The following is a 20871-nucleotide window of genomic DNA, read 5'->3' as shown; positions in this document are numbered from 1 at the left end:
TCGAAGGCTTTCTTTTTTTTCGTGGGTTTAAAAAAGGAGTCAATTTCATGGGTGAGGATATTCTAGAAAAAACAAAGGCGACCGGTGCGCTGTATTTTTCTGGTGTCGAGGGAGAAAAGCCATTCGAACTGTGGCGGGACTTTGATAAGGAACTGGGCAGGGATCTGTCTCTTTTCATTACCGGCAAGCTGTATGCAAGGGAAAAGATCCCCCATCCCACGCGGCAGTTGGTGACCGTCGCCGTGCTGACCGTATTGTCACGGCCCGAAGAACTCAGGTTGCATATCGAGGCAGCCTTGAACGTGGGATGCAAGCCCGCCGAAATTGCGGAGGTGATTTTTCAGACCTTCACCTATGGCGGGATTCCCACGGTAAACACCGCCCTACGGGTGCTCCGGGATGTGTTGATGAAAAGGGGGCTTTGGACCCGGGACGAATGATCGATTCAAAGCTTACCACGTGTTTAAATTCGGAAAAAAATGAGACAAGACTTGCGAATTTCGAAGAATGCGGTGTAAGGATGAAAGGCCCTTTTTGGCTAAGACGCAAGGGCTTGTAGATAACGCAATTTTCAGGATGCCGTAAAAACGATTCGGGAGTGAAACCATGAGACCGTATTTCGAGAAAATGCCGGCCTTCGGCCGGGAGTTGAATGCCGGGCAGATCAAGAGCGCTGAAGAAAATGTCAACCAGATCAAGGAGCTTGAAGCGCTGCTGAAAAAAGAGGCGGAGAAGGTCAAACAGGCCGGGTTCTCCGAAGAGAAAATCAATGCCCGCGGCCAGATGACCGTCTGGCAGCGGCTCAATTATCTGGTGGATCCCGGAACCTGGTGCCCGTTGCACACCCTCTACAATCCGGAAGACAACGAGGAGGGCACGACCAACGTAGTCGACGGGCTCGGAAAGATCTCCGGAAAATGGGCCGTCATTATCGGATTCGACAACAAGGTGCTGGCCGGTGCCTGGCTGCCGGGCCAGGCGGAAAACATTCTCCGGGTGACCAATCTTTCCAAGCGGCTGAATATCCCCCTGGTCTGGATGGTGCATTGCAGCGGCGTCAAGCTCACCGAACAGGAGAAGTTTTACGCCAACCGGCGCGGCGGAGGAACCACCTTCTTCCGGCACGCGGAGCTGAACCAGGCGGGCATTCCTATCCTGGCCGCCATATACGGAACCAACCCGGCCGGCGGCGGCTACCAGGGAATCAGTCCCACGATTTTGTTCGCCCATAAAAATTGCAACATCGCTGTCGGTGGCGGCGGAATCCTCAGCGGCATGTCTCCCAAGGGATATTTCGACGAGGAAGGGGCCGAGGCGCTGATTAACGCGGCCAAGCAATACAAGGCTAAGCCACCGGGATCGGTCGAAGTCCATTACGACGCCACGGGCTTTTTCCGCCATGTCTACGAAGAGGAAACCCAGGTGCTCGACGGGGTCAAAGAATACATGCAGGACATTCCGGGCTACAAACCCAAGTTTTTCCGGGTGGCCGAACCCAAAGCACCGCTTTTTCCCGCGGAAGACATCTACCGCCTGGTGCCCATGAACCAGAAGCAGATCTACGATTTCGATCAGGTGCTGGCACGCATCGTAGATGGATCCGAACACTTGGAATTCAAACCCGATTACGGACCGGAAATCTATACCGGCCTGGTCAAGATCGACGGCTTTTTGATGGGCGTCATCGGCAACCGGCAGGGCTGGCTGGGGGAGGGCTATCCCGAATATGCAGACTATCCCGGGATTGGCGGCAAGCTCTATCGCCAGGGATTGATCAAGATGAACGAGTTCGTTACCCTCTGCGGCCGCGACCGGGTGCCCATCATCTGGTTCCAGGATACCTCCGGCATAGACGTGGGCGACATCGCCGAGAAGGCCGAATTGCTGGGACTGGGCCAGAGCCTCATCTATTCGATTCAGTCCACCGATGTACCCCAGATTCTGGTGGTGCTGCGAAAAGGAACTGCGGCGGCTCATTATGTCATGGGCGGGCCCACGGCCAACCGGCACAATGCCCTGACCCTCGGGGTGCCCACTACGGAGATTTACGTGATGCACGGTGAAACCGCCGCTGCCGCCAGTTTCTCCCGCCGTCTGGTCAAGGAGAAGAATGCCGGCAAACCGCTGCAACCGGTGATCGACAAGATGAACCAGATGGCCCAGGAATACCATGACAATTCCCGGCCCCAGTATTGCGCCCGCAAAGGGTTTGTGGACGAAGTTGTCAAGATGTCCGAAATTCGACGCTATCTGGCCGCCTTTGCAGGCAGTGTGTACCAGAACCCCAAGTCCATCTGCCCCCAGCACCAGATGCTGACGCCGCGGGTGATCAAAGGCTGAGATCGGAGAACCGATGGCAGCCCTCCAACGCTGGAGGGTTGAAATGCGAATCGAATTATTCAGGGATCGGAGACTTGGCGGCGTGGCTTTCAGCCCCCGATCCTGCGGTAAAAAAGCATTAAGAAAAAAAAGAGACGGCCGGAGCGTTTGCCCGGCCGTTTCCAGTTTACGATATTGTTGTTTGTACGGCAGGATTGAATTCCCAAATCCTGAAATCCTGAATCGGTTTATTTCTCAGCGGATTTTGTCCGTTGGTACAAAAAGGCGGCGAATATTCCCAACAGGATGACGATCCCCAAGACGATCAGGAAAAACCACTCCTCACCTCCCAGCAGGATGGCTCGTCCCCGCAGGGTTTCGCCCCAAACGGCGTGGCGATGCAGGACCGGGATCACAGTGGAGGATACGATGGGGATGCGAATGCCGAATCTTTTACTGAACAGGCCGGCAAATCCAATGAACATCAGTACCAGGGCAACAATTCCATAGGTTTTCAAAAGCAGTCGAGCGGATTTTGTCATCTGTCTATTCCTCCGGGAGGAATCGCTGCCGGCCGTTTTCGATGTGTTTTTTTGCCGTGCGGCGGTCCAGTCCGGTGATGCGGGCTACCGCTTCGATAGTTTGATGCGCCTGGTACAGCAAGAAGCAGTAGCCACCCACAAGACTCTTCGCATCAAGGCTCTGATGTTGCAACCCTGTCGTTAGTTCCGCTGCCAGATCCGGCGGTGCCTGACCGGACAGCGGGGCGTATTCCCGTTTCAACAGAATTCTGCGCACACACTGCTCCAGTTCCCGTACGTTGCCGGGCCAAGCATATTCGATCCCCGGGGCCCTGCGAATTTGCATTTTCACCCACTGCGTCAGTTCTTCGGAAGGCTCGCCGACAATTCGCTGGATTACCACCTGGAGCAAATCGTCCAGTTCACCCGGATCTTCCCCAATCCGCTGGGCCAGTGAGGGAACGACGATCAGGTCTGAACATAGTCGGTAGAAAAAATCTTTTCTCATGGCCTTGCCATCGAGCAACTGCTCCTCGGAAAGGTTGGTGGCTGCAATCACCCGCCCACGAAATGGTCTTGAACGATGGCCCCCCACCCGATTGAAGATGCGTTCCTGAATCACCTGCAGCAGTTTAATCTGGATCGGTTCCCCGACTTCTCCGATTTCGTCCAGAAAGATGGCACCAAAAGGGCTGCAGCGGTCGAAAACGCCCTCGAAATCGTCGACGGCACCGGTGAAAGCACCCTTGCGGTGGCCGAACAATTCCGATTCGATCAGCGACTCCGGGTACTGGGAAAGGTTCAGGGCAATGAACGAACGGGTGAAGCTTTCGGCAAAACAGCCCTTTTTCTCATCGAAAGGAATGAAGCCCGACCGTCCGATGGCGCTGGCGGCAGTGCCTTTTCCGCTTCCCGTGGCGCCCAGAAGCATGGTGGAGAAGTCCTCCATACGATTCCACAAAAAGCGGTGGTAAAGATCCATGTCATGGGTGAACACGTTGTTCCACAGACTCTCCCGAAGCCTGCGCATGCTTTTGCTGCGTCCTTTCAGACCCTTATCGATGAAAAAAAACGCCCGACGCAGCTGGTAGCACATGGCCAGATAGCGCAGGGCTTCATGGCGATTGAATCCCCAGGCCATCAACTGATCCTTCGCCTCTCCATAGAACGGAACCGGCAGCGATCGGTCGCCCGCCTGAAGCTGGTCCACGATCAACTGATCGAAGCGCTCCACGAAACGGTGGAACAGGTCAAACAAAAAAGAATTGGTCAATAGCTTGCGATCCGCTTCGCCATAGCGGGTGATGTCGGCGCGATTCTCGTTCTCCAGTCGGCCGATGTGGGCGCGGACCTGGGAGATGGTTTTCTGAAATCCCCGATCTTCGTCTGCATCGGCAAAAAAGCCGGCGATCTCCAAGTCTACCCGGTCGCGGCGGTCACTGAACGGATTGGCGTAAACGGCCTGGTGAACCAAAGAAAAAAAGTGGCGTTCGGTCGGCTTGAGTCGTTCCATGGCGGATTTGGCAGATTGCTCCCGAGTTTTTGCGAATGATCATAAATTGCATAGCATATAAACAATTAATGAACAATCCCTTGTCTTGGCTGTTAGTCAGCATACCGGTCAAGAAATAAGGAATATCTATAATATTAGATTGTTAAATTCTTTCCGGCGAGACGGCATGGGTTTTGATGAAAGAAAACGTATTCGGGCCTAAGGCCATTGTTAATCAGGATCAGGGGGAAGCCATGCATAAGAGAATTTCGCAAACGGGACAAGCAACTCGAAACGATTGGGCCGAAAATACGTCAAAGGGCGGCGGATTCGCTGCGAAAGGGCAACGGGGACCGCTGGAGCTGATGTACAGTCGGCGCTTCGCACCGTTTTTCTGGACCCAGTTCATGGGCGCGTTTAACGACAATGTTTTTAAAAACGCCTTAATGCTGCTGATCGCCTTCACGGCAAGCCGCCAGCTTGGCGCTTCATCGGACGTGATCATCAATTTGGCCGCAGGATTGTTCATCCTGCCGTTTTTCCTCTTTTCGGCAACGGCCGGCCAGATTGCCGACAAAATGGAAAAATCGCTGCTGATTCGCAGGATCAAAATGCTGGAGATCGCCATCATGGCAGTTGCCGGGCTGGCTTTCTATACTGGCAGCACCGTATTGCTATTGGGTCTTCTGTTTCTCATGGGCTCCCAATCTGCGTTCTTCGGTCCGGTCAAATACAGCATCATGCCCGAGCACCTGAAATCAGAGGAGATCGTGGGCGGCAACGCCCTGGTGGAGATGGGCACCTTCATTGCCATTCTGCTCGGCACCCTGTGCGGCGGAGTGTGGATTCAGCTTCCCAATGGAACGCAGACCATCGGGTTCGTTCTGGTGGGTGTGGCCCTGATCGGTTGGTGGGCCAGCCATAAGATCCCACCTACGGTCGTTCACTCGCCCAATCTGACCGTCCGCTGGAACCTGGTCTGCGAAACCTTCCGGACCATCGGCCATGCCCGCCGGCAGCGCTCCGTTTTCCAGTCCATCCTGGGAATATCCTGGTTCTGGCTGCTGGGGGCCGCCTATCTGACCCAACTGCCCAATTTCACCAAAACCGTGCTGATGGGCGACGAGAGTGTGGTCACCCTGCTGCTGACCCTGTTTTCGATCGGTGTGGGCATCGGGTCGATCCTTTGCGAACGCCTTTCGGACAAAAAGGTGGAACTGGGGCTGGTGCCCCTGGGGTCGCTCGGGTTGAGTCTTTTCGGTATGGATCTTTTCTGGGCCTGCCGCCTGCCGCAATCCCAGGAACTCCTGTCTTTGACCCGGTTTCTGGCGGTCAGCGGCAGCTGGAGGGTAATGATGGACGTGGTCATGATCGGCGTTTTCGGCGGGCTGTATATCGTGCCCCTGTTCGCCATGATCCAGACCCGCACCCGGCCAAAGGAGCGGGCCCGCATGATTGCCGCCAACAACATCGTAAATGCCCTGTTCATGGTGCTGGCTTCGGTGGCCGGGGCCGTTCTCATTGGAGTTGCCGGTGTATCCATCCCGGTCTTCTTCCTGCTGCTGGCCCTGGCCAACACGGCCGTTGGCCTGTATATCTGCTGGCTGGTTCCCGAATTCGCCATGCGTTTTCTGGTGTGGGCCATCACCCATACCCTTTACCGCTTCCGGCACCGGGACCTGGACCGCATCCCCGAAACAGGCCCGGCCGTGCTGGTCTGCAACCATGTCAGCTACATGGATGCGCTGCTGATCATCGGCGCCTGCCGGCGGCCGGTGCGGTTTGTCATCTACGAACCCATTTACCGCCTGTTCCTGCTGAACTTCGTTTTTCGGGCGGCCAGGGCCATTCCCATCGCTTCGCACCGCACCAATCCGAAGGGTTTGAAGAATGCTTTTGACGAAATTGCCAAGGCGTTGGAAAAAGGCGAAGTAGTCTGTATTTTCCCCGAAGGGCAGTTGACCCGCGATGGCAGTTTGGGGATCTTTAAGCGCGGCATCGAGCGGATCGTGGCCCGCAATCCCGTACCGGTGGTGCCCATGGCCCTTAAAGGCCTCTGGGGCAGCTTTTTCAGCCACAAAAACGGTCATGCCATGGCCTGCCTGCCCCGGCGCTTCTGGTCCCGTGTTGAGCTTGTGGCGGGTTTTCCCATCGACCCCGTAAACGTGACGGCCAATGGGCTGCGGGAAAGGGTCCTGAAATTATGGCATGTAAATCCGAAATTAAAAAAGGAGGGTGCCCGATGAAAAGAAAAGCCGGTTTGTTGACAATGATTTTCGTCTGCTGCTGCGCAACGGCTTTTTCCGCGGAAATGATTGTTCCCGATAAGACCCCTACCGCCCATGTCATCCTCCTGCACGGCATGGGGCGCAGCTGCCGGTCCATGTCCAAAATGGCCGGCTATCTGGCAGATAGCGGCTACGCGGTGGTGAATCTGGATTATCCCTCCACCGGGGCCGACATCGAAACCCTGAGTTTGGGTGTCGTTGCCGAGGCGGTTGAAACGTGTCGATCCAAGAACCCCGAGGCGCCCATCCATTTCGTGACCCACTCGCTGGGAGGCATTCTGGTGCGGCATTACCTGCAGAACCACTCACTGCCGCCGGGCAGCCGGGTGGTGATGCTCAGCCCGCCCAACCGGGGAAGCGAAATCGCCGACCTTCTCAAGGAATTTTTTCTCTACCGCTGGGTCATGGGGCCGGCGGGTCAGCAGTTGGGAACGTCGGCGGATGCGTTGCCCATTCGCCTGGAACCGGTGGATGTGCCGGTGGGCATCATCACCGGCGGTCGCTCCCTGGAGCCCTGGTTTTCCATCCGAATGCCGGGACCGGATGACGGCAAGGTGTCGGTGGCGTCTGCCCGGCTGCCGGAGATGGCCGACTTTCTGGTGGTCCACCGCAGCCACGGCTTCATCATGAACGGCCCGGAGGTTATCGAACAGACGATCCATTTTTTAAGGCATGGTAAATTCAGAAAAGAAGGGTGATGATTTTCACTGCCAATCCAGGATCACCTTCCCCGACATCCCCGAGCGCATGACGTCAAAGGCCTGCTGGAAGTCGTCCACGGAGAAGCGGTGGGTGATCACCGGGGTGATGTCCAGGTGGCTTTGTAGCATGCTGGTCATCTTGTACCAGGTTTCGAACATTTCACGTCCGTAGATGCCTTTGAGAACAAGGCCCTTGAGGATGATTCGGGTCAGGTCCAGGGAGACTTCTCCGGTGGGAATGCCTAAAATGGCGACTTTGCCGCCGTAGTTCATGACCTGGAGCATGTCCCGGAAGGCCTGGATGTTGCCGGACATTTCCAGTCCCACATCGAAGCCTTCCTTCATCCCCAACTCCCGTTCCGTGTCGACGATGGATGCCTGGGTCACGTTGATGGCGGCCGAGGCGCCCATCTGCCGGGCGAGGGCCAGACGGTAGTCGTTGACGTCCGTGATCACGACGAACCGGGCGCCCACATGACGGGCAATCGCCACGGCCATGATGCCGATGGGGCCGGCGCCGGTGATCAGAACGTCTTCTCCCACCAGATCGAAGGAAAGGGCCGTGTGGGCGGCATTGCCGAAGGGATCCAGGATGGCGGCGATGTCGTCCTCGATGGAGGCCGGCACCCGGAAGACATTGGAGGCCGGCACGCTGATGTACTCGGCGAAGCACCCGGGGCGGTTGACTCCGACACCGATGGTATTGCGGCACAGGTGGCGCTTGCCTGCACGGCAGTTGCGGCAGTGGCCGCAGGTGATGTGGCCCTCGGCCGATACCCGGTCTCCCTCTTTCAGCCCGCGGACCTCGCTCCCGATTTCGGTGACGATGCCCACGAACTCATGGCCGATGGCCATGGGGACAGGGATGGTTTTTTCGGCCCAGGCATCCCAGTTGTAGATATGGATGTCCGTCCCGCAAATGGCGGTTTTGACGATCTTGATCAGTACATCGTTGTGGCCGATACTCGGGAAAGGCACCTCGTCCATCCAGATTCCGGCTTCGGTTTTTTGTTTGACAAGGGCTTTCATGGTTTTCATTGAATCACCTTTCCCAACTTTCTTTATCGAGAGTCCTGTAAAAGTCGCTTCTCAGACGGCTTCGTTGAAAGGTCGAGATGAAGGCTTGCGAGACCCGAGGAATGAGGCGTACATATAGGTACTCCGCAGTGACGAGGGACGAAGCGTAACGAAGATATCGTCCTTTTTATGGAGCCGTCCTTATTCGATCACCGAAAGTTCCCGGCCGACACGAATAAAAGCATCGATGGCCCGGTCCAGGTGCTGCCTGGTGTGGGCGGCGGACATCTGGGCGCGGATGCGGGCCTGGCCCTTGGGGACTACCGGAAAGCTGAATCCCACCACGTAGATGCCTTCTTCCAGCATGCGGGCCGCCATTCTCTGGGCCAGAACAGCGTCACCGAGCATGATCGGAATAATGGGATGTTGGCCGGGCACCAGGGTAAATCCTGCCGCTTCCATTTTCTCGCGAAAATAGCGGCTGTTTTCCGAAAGGCGCCCCAGCAGTTCCGAATTTTCTTCCAGCAGATCCAGCACGGCGATGGAGGTGGCGGTGATTACCGGCGCCAGGGAGTTGGAAAACAGATAGGGTCTGGAGCGCTGGCGCAGCCAGGCAACGATTTCCCGGCGGCCGGAGGTATATCCCCCCGAGGCGCCGCCCAGGGCTTTTCCCAGGGTGCCGGTGAGGATGTCTACCCGGTCGGATACGCCGCAGTATTCCGGCGTTCCCCGCCCGTGTTCGCCGATGAAGCCGACGGCATGGGAGTCGTCGACCATGACCAGGGCATCGTGACGGTCGGCCAAATCGCAGATGCCTTTCAAATTGGCGATGATGCCGTCCATGGAAAAGACCCCGTCGGTGGCGATCAGGCGATAGCGGCAGGCGGCGGCCGCTTCCAGCTGACGCTCGAGATCGTCCATGTCGTTGTTTTTGTATCGAAACCGCCTGGCCTTGCACAAACGGATGCCGTCGATGATGCTGGCGTGGTTCAATTCATCCGAAATCACCGCATCCTCTTCGCCCAGCAGGGTTTCGAAAAGGCCGCCGTTGGCGTCGAAGCAGGAACTGTAAAGGATGGTGTCTTCGGTGCCCAAAAACCGGCTGATCCGCTCCTCCAAATCCTTATGGATATCCTGGGTGCCGCAGATGAAGCGAACCGAGGACATGCCGAAGCCATGGGTGGTCAGGGCCGAGCGGGCGGCTTCCACCAGGCGGGGATGGTTGGACAACCCCAGATAGTTGTTGGCGCAAAAGTTCAGTACGGTCTTCTCGCCGCCTACCACGATGGCGGCCTGCTGGGCCGACGTGATGACGCGCTCGTCCTTGTACAGGCCGGCTTCCCGCAACGCGGCGATTTCGGTTTTCAGGTGATCCGTCAGGCTTGGGTGCATGGAATCGCCCTCCATAGGAAAGATTGACCCGATCCCATGGTGCTTGTGTGCGGCAGCATGGGCCGGGCAGCAGCCCACCAATACGGCTAACTAAAGGCCGGTAACTTTGTTGCGGCCTGTCTTTTTGGATTGATACAGGGCCTGGTCGACCCGGTTCATGAAGCTATCGGCAGATTCGTTGTTTTTATAGCTGGTCACACCAAAGGAGAGGGTGATCTTGCCCAGACGCTCCCCGGTGTTTTTCTTTTTCAGGTCAAGCTGTTCAAACAAGAGACGCATTTTTTCGGCGAGGATCTTGGCTCCGTCAATAGGGGTATCCGGAAGCAGGATGGCGAATTCTTCACCGCCGATGCGTGCGGCCAGGTCTTTTCCCTTGATGGCATCTTTGATGGTCATGGCCACCATGCGAATGACATTATCTCCCACCGTATGGCCGTGGGTGTCGTTGATCCGCTTGAAATGATCGATATCGGCCATGATCGTGCAAAGGGAGTCGCCTTCGTTGTCGGCCTTGTCGATGGCCTGAATCAGATTCTTTTCAAACCCCCGGCGGTTGGCGATCCCGGTCAATGGGTCCAGGAAGGCTTCCTTGCGGTAGCGGGCCATTCTGGCCTTCAAACGTTCGATTTCACGGGTGGCCTGGTTGAGCTGGTTTTTAAAAGAGGCGCTCGAAGCTTCCAATCGGCCGATTTCATCTTTAATCTGATTGACGATTTTCTCGATGTCGGCTTCGGACAGGCTCGGTTTCAAGGTGTCATTGATCGCTTCCAGATTGTTTTCGGATTCGGAAAAATGCTCGTTAGTGGTCTGGATCGCACCGATGACTTCGATGAAAAGCTTTTTCAATTCCTCCCGAACCAGTTTGTTTACCTTTTCTTCGCTGCCGGCGATATGAAGATCGAAAAGATTTCGGATGGTTTCTTTGGAAAATGTGGTCTCGCTCTTCAGGTATTCGTCGATGGCCGCGTTGAGGTCCTCGTTTTTTCCGGACGCATATTCATACCAGACGCAGTAATTCAGCGGGTCGGTCGGCAGGCAGTGTTTGCCCAGAAAGGACAGCGCCAGGCGCAGGTAGCGCTGTGACTCCTCTATGGTATCGTCATAATCCATATGAAAAAGGTCTCTTTTGAGAAAATAGGGTGAGCCGCCTTCAACAATCCGTTTCAGTTCCCCAAAGGCCAGCCGGTTGCGATTTTTTTAGATGATACTCTATTTAGGAGGCCGAAGGAAGGTTGTCAATTAAAAACCAGTACCGAAAACCGTCCGTCCTGGCACCATAATTTGCTTGACCGTTACCGGTTGCCTGTGCATAATCGGTTGACCTGAAAGAACATTATCCAACAACGCGTTTCGAGGCATCATCTTTGTCGCAGTGGCCCGAGATGGCTGTTGTGCCTGCCGATTCTTCCAATTGCAAAAGCGGTCGCTGAAAGACGGAAAATCCATGAAAAAGAAAATACTGGTGGTCGACGACAACAGAATGATCCTCAAATTCCTGTCCAATCTTCTCGAGGGGAAAGGCCATGAAGTTCAAACCTGCGAAGACGGCCTGAGTGCCTTGAGTTTGCTTACCCGTTATCGTCCGGACATCGTTTTCGTCGACCTCATCATCCCCAAGATCGGAGGCGACAAACTCTGTCAGATCATTCGGACCATGGAGCACATGCGCGGTTGCTACCTGGCGATCATTTCGGCCGCAGTTGCCGAAATGGATCTGGATTTCAGGGAAATCGGGGTGAATGCATGCATCGCCAAGGGTCCCTTCGGCCAAATGGGGAAACATGTGCTGGCCGCCATCGAGGACGCCAACGACCCTTCCAAATCGATCACGGAACACGAAATTCGCGGTATCGCGTCGATGGACGGCATTCCGGTTTACGCCCGGCGGATGACCAAGGAGCTGCTCGGCCGCAACCGCCACCTGGAAACCATTTTAGAAAGCATGAACGAGGGGATCGTCGAAGTCTATACCGGGCGGGTGGTATATGCGAATACCGCAGCGGTAAAGCTCTTCGGCATCCCCTTGGAAAACCTGCTTTCCGCCGAACCCCGGGAACTTTTCAACGAGGCGGACAGACCACGCATCGAAGGGCTGCTGGAGGACGACAAAGGGGAGCGACCAACGGTTGGACTGACCCGGCCCTTGGAACTCAACGGCCGTCAAGTAGTCATCCGCAGTTTCCCGGTGAAGGGGGAAGCGGACACGACGATTCTTCTGATCACGGATGTCACCGACCAGCGCAACCTGGAGTATCAGTTGCAGCATGTTCGACGGATGGACGCCATCGGGAACCTGGCCGGTGGAATTGCCCACAACTTCAACAACCTGCTGATGGGTATCCAGGGGAACATTTCGATTCTGATCCAGGACAAATCCCCCGGAGACTCCGGGTATGATGAACTGGCCGGCATGGAACGCTGCATCGACAGCGGCGCCAATCTGACCCGCCAACTGCTCAGTTTCGCCAAAGGGGGGCGCTATTCCCTCGATCTGCTGGACGTCAACAGCATTATCGAGGCCTCTACCGGGATGTTTGCCCGCACCCGCAAAGAAATTCATGTGGTTTGCCGTCTGGAGGAAGATCCGATCATGGCGGAAGTGGATGCCGCCCAGATCGAGCTGGCTTTAATGGATCTGTACGTCAACGCCTGGCATGCCATGTCCGCCGGGGGAACCCTGACCGTTTCCGCGTCTCCGATCAGCCTGGACGACGCTTTTGTCAAACCCTACCACCTGGCTGCTGGCAGATACGTAAGAATCGACGTGGCCGATACCGGATCGGGGATGGACGCCAAAACCATCGAAAGGATATTCGAACCATTTTACACCACCCGGCCCATGGGAGAGGGAACCGGTCTGGGCCTGGCCTCGGTGTTCGGGATTATCAAACGCCACCACGGGATCATTAAGGTCGACAGCAAGGTGGGCCTTGGGACTACGTTTTCCATTTATCTCCCCATGGCCCGCATTCTCGAAAAGCCAAAGACGCAGGACAAACTGCGGGTCATCTCTTCGGACAAACTTCCGAAAAAAGGATCGGGAACCATCTTGGTGGTCGATGACGAAGAGTACATACTCAATGCCGACAAGGCCATGCTCAACGAACTGGGCTACGAGGTGCTGCTGGCCGGCGGCGGTGAAGAGGCCCTGCGCGTGTTCGAGGAAAACAAGGATCGCATCAAGCTGCTGATCCTGGATCTGATCATGCCGGACCTGGGTGGTGAAATCGTTTATGACCGGATTAAAGCCGTCAGTCCCGATGTTCGTGTGATTCTTTCCTCCGGGTACAGCATCGAGGGGCAGGCTGAATCCATCTTGAAGAAAGGGTGCGACGGTTTTATTCAAAAGCCTTACAACCTCAACCAACTGGCCCGGAAGATCGAGGAAATTCTTTCCTGAGCCATGAACCCCTAAGAACCCGAGTACCATCGCCCGCAAGGGCAAGAGGGGAATGCAATTCATAAGGCTGAAACCCCACCGATGAAAGATTCCCGTAAAGAGATGCGAAGACCGCTCCAGTCAGGGGAACAGACCAGTACGCGGCGATTGGAAAGCAGCGTTTTTATTTTAAGCGTTACCGTGGTGGGCGTCTACTGGATCGTCGATTCGTTGCTGTTCGCCATGACCACTGCCAACGGCACCTTTTTTTACAGGTTTTTCCATCCGGGAATGGATGAGGTGCTCAGTCGGCTGCTGGTCATCTGTTTTTTCGTATTTTTCGGATCCCACGTGGCGCACACCCTTCGACAGCGGCAGGAAGCGGATGAGGCCCTGGCCGGCGTTGAAGAGAAGCACCGTACGATCATCGAGAATATCGAAGACGGCTACTATGAGATCGAACCGACAGGCCGATTTGCCGTTTTCAACGATTCCTTTAGAAGAATCACGGGATATCCGGCCGACCAGCTCCGGCAGCTGGACTACCGGCGGCTGCTGACACCTGCGGAGACGGAAAAGGTGATCGGCGTATTTAACAAGGTCGACCGCACGGGCCGGGCTACCAAAGACCTGGGGTTTGTCATCGTTCGCAAGGACGGTGCGCTGCGATGGGTGGAGACCTCGGTCTCCCCTATTCGAGGCCAGGGGGGCGTGAACGCCGGTTACCGGGGCATTTTGCGGGATGTGACCCGCCGCCGCCAGGCCGACGCTTTAAAGCAGGAGAAGATGGCCGCCGAGGCAGCCAGCCGCTCCAAAAGCGAATTTCTGGCCAACATGAGCCATGAGATCCGGACACCGCTCAACGCCATCATCGGCATGGTGGAGCTGCTGCTGGGGTCCTCTCTGTCCCACGAGCAGCGGGAAGACCTCAAAGTGGTCCATTCAGCGGCCTACTCCCTACTTGCTGTGATCAACGACATCCTCGATTTTTCCAAAATCGAGGCTGGAAAACTGGAATTGGAACGTTCGGCGTTCAATTTGAGGGATTTTCTCGGTGAGGCCTTGAAGATTTTAGCCGTGAAAGCCCATGAGAAAGACCTTGAACTGGCCTACCGTGTCGCACCGGATGTCCCCGACCGCCTGTTCGGAGATGCCCACCGATTTCGCCAGGTCCTGCTCAACCTTGTCGGCAATGCCCTCAAGTTTACCGATTCCGGCGAGATTGTCGTTCTGGCCCAAAAAAAGTCCATTCAGGGCAACCGGCTGGTATTGCAGGTAGCGGTCCGGGATACCGGCGTGGGCATCGCCACCGGCAAGCAGGCCCTGATTTTCGAAGCTTTCCGACAGGCGGACGGCAGCACCAGCCGAAAGTATGGTGGAACGGGGCTGGGACTGGCCGTATCGTCCCAGCTTGTCAAGCTGATGGGGGGGCAAATCGCCGTCAAGAGCGAGTTGGGCAAGGGCAGCATCTTCCATTTCACCGTCGATTTCGATGTGGATGAGGAATTCATGGCCATCGACGGCACTGTTTTGCCGGACGAGATCGATCCCACCGGTCTGCGCGTTTTGGTGGTCGACGACAATGCGACCAACCTGAAAATATTGTGCGAGATGCTGGCCAGTTGGAAAGCGGTGCCGAGACCGGCAGCCTCGGTGAAGGAAGCGAGGGCGCTGCTGGAAAAAGAGAATAATAATGGCACCGGCTTCGAACTGGTATTGATCGATTCGGACCTTGCCCGGCCGGGAGCGCTTTCCCTGGTTAAAACGATCCAGGCGTCAGCCGAAAAACCGGCTCGGATCATCGTCATGCTCACAACCAAAACGGTGAAAGAGACGGACCGATTCCAGGAGGCCGGTGCCTGTGCTACGGTGACCAAACCGGTCCGCCCGTCGGACCTGCTGGATGCCATTATCCAGGCGCTATACGCCGATGAGCCCGGTTTTCAAATGCCCGAAGGCAGAAGCAGCCTCGGTCCGGATCTCACATTGCCCCCGCTCGATCTTCTCGTTGCCGAGGACACGCCGTTCAACCAGAAATTCATCCGGAGGCTGCTTGAAAACTGGCATTGCCGGGTTACCATCGTCGAAAGCGGCCGACTGGCCATCGATGCGCTGGCCCATCACGATTTCGACGTGGTGCTCATGGATGTTCAAATGCCGGAGATGGACGGTTTGACCGCCACGGCACGGATCCGCGAACTGGAAAAAGGCACCGGCCGCCATGTGCCCATTATCGCCATGACGGCGCATGCCATGCGAGGCGACCGGGAACGCTGCATTGATGCCGGTATGGATGAATACGTTTCCAAACCCATCTCCTCCGCTTCTCTGATCGAAACCATCCGTCGGGTGGTTCCCCTGTTCGAAAAAGACCCGGAGCAGGAAGGTTCAAAAGCCTTGCCGGTGTCTGCCGACGACGGCGGCGAACTGAAGGCGCTTCTGGCCGCGTTCAACAACGACAGCGACTTTTTCAAGGACGTCGCCGATATGTTCATCAGCGATTATCCGCCCATGGTGAACACCATCCACCGGGCCATCGACAAAAAGGACCGGGAGCTGCTGCGCCGAACGGCCCACGCCTTGAAGGGTATGGCCCGCAATTTCCAGGTCGATGACGCGGCGGATGCCGCCTTGCAGTTGGAACAGGCAGCAGACCGGGAGGCGTTTGACGAAGCCCAAAATTTGTCCCGGAAGTTGGGTGATGAATTGAAGGCCTTTGAAAGCCATCTCCGGAAGATGATCGCGGCTGTTGGGGACGGGAGGAGCGGGAAAAGGGCTGAGGGATGAGGGAAGATGGATGATAGACGAGGCGTGAGCCGGGGGCTTCAACGAAATTCGAGAGTGCATGACTGCTTTTCGTCCCTCATCCTTCATCCCGCTTCCATCGGTGCTGTTCTCGGCCCGCTTCTCAGTCCTCAACCGTCCGCGTGTCCACGATAAGGTGGCGCAGCATCTCCCAGGCCCGTTCTTCTTTCAGGCGCTCCTCGGCATCCTTATCGTCGCGGTTCCCCCGGCCGGTCGTGTAGATGATGGCTTTCCGGCCGTCCGGCCGCCGGATGGTTTTCACGCCCATGGTTTCTTGAGGATTTGCATAACCCGTGGACTGCGCCCGGATTTCGCTTGCCAGCATCATCTGAATGGTCGTCTCGGAGACGCCGTTTTCTTTGAGCAGCAGAATTTCTTCCGCGGTCAATGCCGCCGAAACGGCAGGCATCCCCAAAAAAAGGCCGCAGAAGGCAAATATGGCGATGAATTTCATAGGTTCACCTTGGGTTGGGTCTTGACAGAATTCGTGCTTTTTTGCGATCGTATACGATAAAAAATAGCAATATTATTGGATTGTTGTCAAACGCTTCGGACGGTATTGCCGCCAGGCGTTCAACCTTCGTGCCTGACCGACAGCGGCTATTACTGCCGCCGAATCCGGGTGGGCGGTATTCTATAGGGGAGGGGCCATGAAAAAGCTGAAACAGATCGTCGTCTCCATCGAAAACTCACCGGGCCGTCTTTACGAGGTGACCCATGCACTTGGAAATGCGGGCATCAACCTCAGGGCGTTGAATCTCGTAGACACCGGCGCCTTCGGTCAGTTGCGACTGCTGGTTTCCGATGTGACCAAAGCCCGCCAGTTGCTCATGGAGATGCATATTCCCGCCATGGTGAACGAAGTTGTCGCCGCCGAGATCGAGGATCGTCCCGGTCAACTGGCCGTGGTGCTCAAACCGATTCTGGATGCCAATATCCAGGTGGTATTCATGTATGCCTTTTTGAGACAAAGCAGCCAGCGGGCGGTCATGATCTTCCGGTTTTCCGATAATGACAGGGCCATCGCGGTCATGCAGGAAAACGGTGTCAACCTGCTGGATTCCGAGAAGTTCGGTATCCTCGAAAACTCCGACATCGCTTCCTGAAACCGGCAGCCTTCCTTATGACTGCCGATTCCTCGAAACCCGATCCCGCCAAGGACGCCGAAGATGCGTTCCGGGAACGTTTCCGGGTGTTTCTCGAAGATGTGGCCGACGGGTTTTACGAAACCGACCTGAAAGGCAATTTCCGGTTCTTCAATAACGCCCTGTGTCACATTTTCGGCTATTCCGCCGAAGAAATCCAGGGACGCAACTACCGGGAATTCATGGACGCGGAAAATGCGCTCTATGCTTACACTGTTTTCAATCGGCTGTTCGAATCCGGCCAGATCCCGGCAGACATCATCTGGAGAATTATTCGCAAGGACGGTGAACAGCGGATCCTGGAGATATCGGCCAGCCTGATCGTCAACCGCCAGGGCAGGAAAACCGGCTTTCAGGGGGTGGCCCGTGACGTTACCCGCAAAATTGCCGACCAGCGGGAACTGGAGGCTTCCCAGAAACGTTCCCACGACCTCTATCGGGCCAGTCGCCGGGCCGAACGGCGCTACCGGGCGTTTCTGGAATTTCTGCCCGATCCGGTCTTCGTTTTCAATCTGGACAGCACGGTCTCCTATCTCAATCCGGCGTTCGAACGGGTTTTCGGCTGGACACTGGCCGAGTTGGAGGGCCGGCGCATTCCTTTTGTTCCCGAGTCGGAAAAAGAGCACACCCGGCAGGGCATCAAGAAGCTGTTTGCCGACCAGGTGCTCCATTCCTTTAAAACCCGGCGACTGACCAAGGACGGGCGTTTGCTGGACATCGTTGTCGATGGGGCGATTTTCTACGATGAAGACGACCGCCCGGCCGGCCAAGTCATCACCTTGCGGGACGTGACCGCCCGCAAGCGGGCTGAGCAGACCAACCAGGCCCTGTTTCGTGTTGCCCAGGCCCTGCACCGCTACGCCCAGTTGGAACCGATGCTGGCCTACATCACCCGCCAGGTCCAGCAATTGATTCGCGTTGACGGCGCCATGGTGATTCTAATCGATGAAAAGGCCGGTGAATTCTACATTCCGGTGGCGGCTTACGACGACCGGGAAACCAGCAGCAAGATGCAGGAGATCCGCTTTCCCATGGACAAGGGTGTGGCCGGACAGGTCTACAGGACCGGGCGACCGCTGATCGTTTCCGACACTTCCCAAAGCCCCTATTTTTACGGCGAAGTGGACAGGCAGGCCCAGTTCCATCATAAAAATATGCTGGATGTGCCCCTTCGCGTGCAGGATCGCATGATCGGCGTATTGTGCGCGGTAAACAAAAAGGAGAGCGCCTTTGGCGATGCCGATGTGGACCTGCTTTCGGCAGTGGCCAATCTGGTGGCGTTGCCCATCGAAAACGCCCGTATCAACGAGGCCCTGCAGCGAACCTACGACAATGTAAAAGAACTCAACCGCGCCAAGGAACAGGTGATTCATCACCTTTCCCATGAACTGAAAACCCCGCTTTCGGTGCTTTCGGCTTCACTGGGCCTGCTGGAAAAACGGCTGGCCCCGGATTCGGCCGATGACAGGAATCGGCGAATTATGGCCCGGGCGCGGCGCAACCTTCAACGCCTGCTGGACATGCAGTACGAAATCGGGGACATGTTGCGGGAGCAGGATTACCGGGCTCACGGTATGCTCTCTTTCCTCCTCGACGCCTGCCGTGATATGCTGGTAACGCTGGCTGAAACGGATCCGGGCAGCACCCGATTGCCCCAGGAAATCCAAAAGATTATCGACCGGGAGTTCGGAAAAGCGGATCTGCCCAGTGTTGAAATAACGCTGGATCGAATGGTTCGCCGATATCTGGAGGAAATCAAACCCCGTTTTGCCCACCGCCGCATCCGGCTGGATACGCGCCTGGAGCCGGTCGCCCCGGTGTGGCTGCCAATGGAAGTGATGCAGAAAATCGTGGAAGGGCTGGTCAAAAACGCCATCGAAAACACACCGGATCGAGGACGCGTGACGGTGGTGGTGAGAGATGGAGAAAAAGGACCCGTTTTCGAAGTCGAGGATCGGGGTGTGGGCATCACCGAGGAAAAGCAGCGATTGATCTTCAATCACTATTTTGCCGCCGGAGAGCCGCTGACTTATGCAACCCGTGCACCGTATGACTTCAATGCCGGAGGCAAGGGATTCGATCTGCTGCGGATGACCATCTTCTCCGAGCGCTACGGATTCGATACACGCATGATTTCACAGCGGTGCCGCTACATTCCTTTGGATGCCGACCTTTGCCCCGGTGATATCGATCAATGTGAGCATTGCCGCAGCCGGGCGGATTGCGAGGCGTCCGGAGGCACCCGCATGCAGATCCGGTTTCGGACCGGTAACCTGTGAGCCATGACTGAAGAACGGAAGATGATAGACAGCAAGCATCCTGACGCCCAAGGCCGGTTTTTTAGTGATGTCGATGTGGAATTTCTCATCCACGAGTTGAAAGACCCCATTGCCGTTATCGAAACCGCAGTCCGCATGCTTCTGGAAAAGACGGACAAATATGGACCGTTGACCGGACGCCAACAGAAAACGCTCGACCGCGCCTTGCGCAATTCCAAAAAGGCGCGCAGCCTGCTTGCGGATCTGCTGGAGGTGGGCCGGTCCGACGCTTGTTGCTTCCAGAGCTGCCATTTCAATGCACTGGATACGGTCAACGCGGTGTTGATGGAAACGCTGGAATCGGTGGACGCCGGTCTCTGGGAGAATTTGGGCGGCGCTGCATCGCCATCCGAGCGGGAGGCCCTTTTGGCCGGGGGCGGCATCCGGATTGCCTGCAGCGACAGTGCCGGCCAGGCTCAGCTATGCCAGGACCTGGCCAAGTTCAGGCAGATTGTGGGCAACCTGATTAAAAATGCATTCCAGCATCGCCGTCAGTGTATAGAGATTGGCATGGACTGCGTCGAGGATCGTCTGCTGGTAGAGGTGGTGGACGACGGTCCCGGAGTGGAAAAGGAGAACCGGGAGTTCATTTTCATGCGTTATACGCGCATGAAACCGTGCACGATGCTGTCCAGGACCGGTCACGGCCTGGGATTGGCCGGCGCGCGGATTCTGGCCCGCCGGATGGGGGGAGACATTACAGTGAAATGCGACCGCGGGCCGGGAGCGGTTTTCCGTCTGACGCTGCCTCTGGTCTTCGAGCAGCCGGAGGAATTGTCTGAACAGGGAATCTGAATCAATGGATCGGAAAGGAAAAGGACCCATGGCGGAAGAGAAGAATTATCTGGATGGCAAACGCATTCTGGCGGTGGACGACGAAGCGGACATCCTGGAGACCATCCAGGATATTCTGGACATGGCCGAAGTGGACGTGGCCAGCGATTATGCCGGCGCATCGGAGAAGATCCGTACCGGCAGTTACGATCTGGCCATTTTGGATATCATGGGAGTTAACGGGCTGGAACTGCTGGAAGAGGCCGTGGCTCAAGAGATCCCCACGGTCATGCTGACCGCCCACGCCGTCAACCCGGATACCCTCATGGCGTCCATCCGCAAAGGGGCCATCGCCTATCTTCCCAAGGAGACCCTGGCCGAACTGGACGACCTTCTCGAAGAATTGCTGGCTGCCCGGGCAGCCGGCAAGCCGCCCTGGAAACTGCTCTTCGACAAACTGGGAGAGTATTTCGACGAACGCTTCGGCTCTGACTGGAAGTCGGAAAACGATGCCTTCTGGTCCGATTTCTCACGGACCTGGCAAGTGGGTCGGGGCATTCAGGAGCGTTTGAAGCACGATCCGCGCGTGCGGGACAAGGGAATCTGAATGCCCTGAACGGTCATATCCGAATCGGCATCGTAGGCGATCACCCAGTTTTAAGTAAAGAATCACAGAAAGATCGCTTCCCGACAGATAACCCAAAACACGCATGCCGAAAC

The 20871-nt window shown here is 56.4% G+C and carries 16 protein-coding genes; 10 read left to right on the top strand and 6 right to left on the bottom strand.

The window, feature by feature from the left end:
* The first annotated feature begins 47 nt into the window (after positions 1-47).
* Together GN111_RS11220 and GN111_RS11215 are read left to right on the top strand one after the other, a co-directional pair.
* Positions 48-440: a carboxymuconolactone decarboxylase family protein gene (locus tag GN111_RS11220; RefSeq protein ID WP_155303839.1), complete on the top strand. Its 393-nt coding sequence runs from the start codon at positions 48-50 to the stop codon at positions 438-440.
* 166 nt (positions 441-606) lie between these two features.
* A complete protein-coding gene (locus GN111_RS11215) occupies positions 607-2340 on the top strand; it encodes an acyl-CoA carboxylase subunit beta (protein ID WP_155303838.1) in 1734 nt (577 codons plus the stop codon).
* A gap of 227 nt (positions 2341-2567) precedes the next feature.
* Here GN111_RS11215 and GN111_RS11210 read toward each other — a convergent pair whose 3' ends face one another.
* Together GN111_RS11210 and GN111_RS11205 are read right to left on the bottom strand one after the other, a co-directional pair.
* Entirely contained in the window at positions 2568-2861 is a 294-nt protein-coding gene (locus GN111_RS11210) for a hypothetical protein (RefSeq protein WP_155303837.1), read from the bottom strand.
* 4 nt (positions 2862-2865) lie between these two features.
* Complete coding sequence (locus GN111_RS11205) at positions 2866-4353, bottom strand: sigma-54-dependent transcriptional regulator (RefSeq protein WP_155303836.1); 1488 nt, start codon at positions 4351-4353, stop codon at positions 2866-2868.
* Between the two features lie 233 nt (positions 4354-4586).
* Between GN111_RS11205 and GN111_RS11200 the strand changes: the two genes are divergently transcribed.
* Positions 4587-6578, top strand: a complete 1992-nt coding sequence (locus tag GN111_RS11200) for an MFS transporter (RefSeq protein ID WP_155303835.1) — start codon at positions 4587-4589, stop codon at positions 6576-6578.
* Positions 6575-7318 (top strand): alpha/beta fold hydrolase, encoded by a 744-nt coding sequence (locus tag GN111_RS11195; RefSeq protein ID WP_197740532.1) that lies wholly within the window; start codon positions 6575-6577, stop codon positions 7316-7318. The genes GN111_RS11200 and GN111_RS11195 overlap by 4 nt, the downstream gene beginning before the upstream one ends.
* A 6-nt stretch (positions 7319-7324) precedes the next feature.
* Here GN111_RS11195 and tdh read toward each other — a convergent pair whose 3' ends face one another.
* The 3 genes from tdh to GN111_RS11180 all read right to left on the bottom strand — a co-directional run bounded on the left by tdh (position 7325) and on the right by GN111_RS11180 (position 10840).
* The gene (gene tdh, locus GN111_RS11190; protein WP_231715720.1) at positions 7325-8359 is read right to left on the bottom strand and encodes an L-threonine 3-dehydrogenase; all 1035 of its coding nucleotides are present in this window, start codon (positions 8357-8359) and stop codon (positions 7325-7327) included.
* A gap of 180 nt (positions 8360-8539) precedes the next feature.
* The gene (gene kbl / locus GN111_RS11185; RefSeq protein WP_155303834.1) at positions 8540-9730 is read right to left on the bottom strand and encodes a glycine C-acetyltransferase; all 1191 of its coding nucleotides are present in this window, start codon (positions 9728-9730) and stop codon (positions 8540-8542) included.
* Between the two features lie 90 nt (positions 9731-9820).
* Entirely contained in the window at positions 9821-10840 is a 1020-nt protein-coding gene (locus tag GN111_RS11180) for a GGDEF domain-containing protein (RefSeq protein ID WP_155303833.1), read from the bottom strand.
* A gap of 334 nt (positions 10841-11174) precedes the next feature.
* Between GN111_RS11180 and GN111_RS11175 the strand changes: the two genes are divergently transcribed.
* Both GN111_RS11175 and GN111_RS11170 read left to right on the top strand, forming a co-directional pair.
* Entirely contained in the window at positions 11175-13130 is a 1956-nt protein-coding gene (locus tag GN111_RS11175) for an ATP-binding response regulator (protein WP_155303832.1), read from the top strand.
* A gap of 81 nt (positions 13131-13211) precedes the next feature.
* Complete coding sequence (locus GN111_RS11170) at positions 13212-15896, top strand: response regulator (RefSeq protein WP_155303831.1); 2685 nt, start codon at positions 13212-13214, stop codon at positions 15894-15896.
* Positions 15897-16017: 121 nt separating this feature from the next.
* Here GN111_RS11170 and GN111_RS11165 read toward each other — a convergent pair whose 3' ends face one another.
* A complete protein-coding gene (locus GN111_RS11165; protein WP_155303830.1) occupies positions 16018-16368 on the bottom strand; it encodes a hypothetical protein in 351 nt (116 codons plus the stop codon).
* Positions 16369-16564: 196 nt separating this feature from the next.
* On the opposite strand from GN111_RS11165, the gene GN111_RS11160 reads away from it, so the two are divergent.
* From GN111_RS11160 to GN111_RS11145, 4 genes are read left to right on the top strand one after another with little or no spacing between them, the layout of a single operon-like run.
* Positions 16565-17020, top strand: coding sequence for an amino acid-binding protein (locus tag GN111_RS11160; protein ID WP_155303829.1), 456 nt, complete (start codon positions 16565-16567; stop codon positions 17018-17020).
* Positions 17021-17037: 17 nt separating this feature from the next.
* A complete protein-coding gene (locus GN111_RS11155) occupies positions 17038-19338 on the top strand; it encodes a sensor histidine kinase (RefSeq protein WP_155303828.1) in 2301 nt (766 codons plus the stop codon).
* Between the two features lie 3 nt (positions 19339-19341).
* On the top strand, positions 19342-20172 hold the full coding sequence (locus GN111_RS11150; protein WP_155303827.1) for a sensor histidine kinase: 831 nt from the start codon (positions 19342-19344) through the stop codon (positions 20170-20172).
* 28 nt (positions 20173-20200) lie between these two features.
* Entirely contained in the window at positions 20201-20758 is a 558-nt protein-coding gene (locus GN111_RS11145; protein WP_155303826.1) for a response regulator, read from the top strand.
* The last annotated feature ends 113 nt before the right edge of the window (positions 20759-20871 follow it).

It is taken from the genome of Desulfosarcina widdelii, assembly GCF_009688965.1.
Classification (GTDB): Bacteria; Desulfobacterota; Desulfobacteria; order Desulfobacterales; family Desulfosarcinaceae; genus Desulfosarcina; species Desulfosarcina widdelii.
This window is presented reverse-complemented; position numbering and strand designations above follow the sequence as displayed.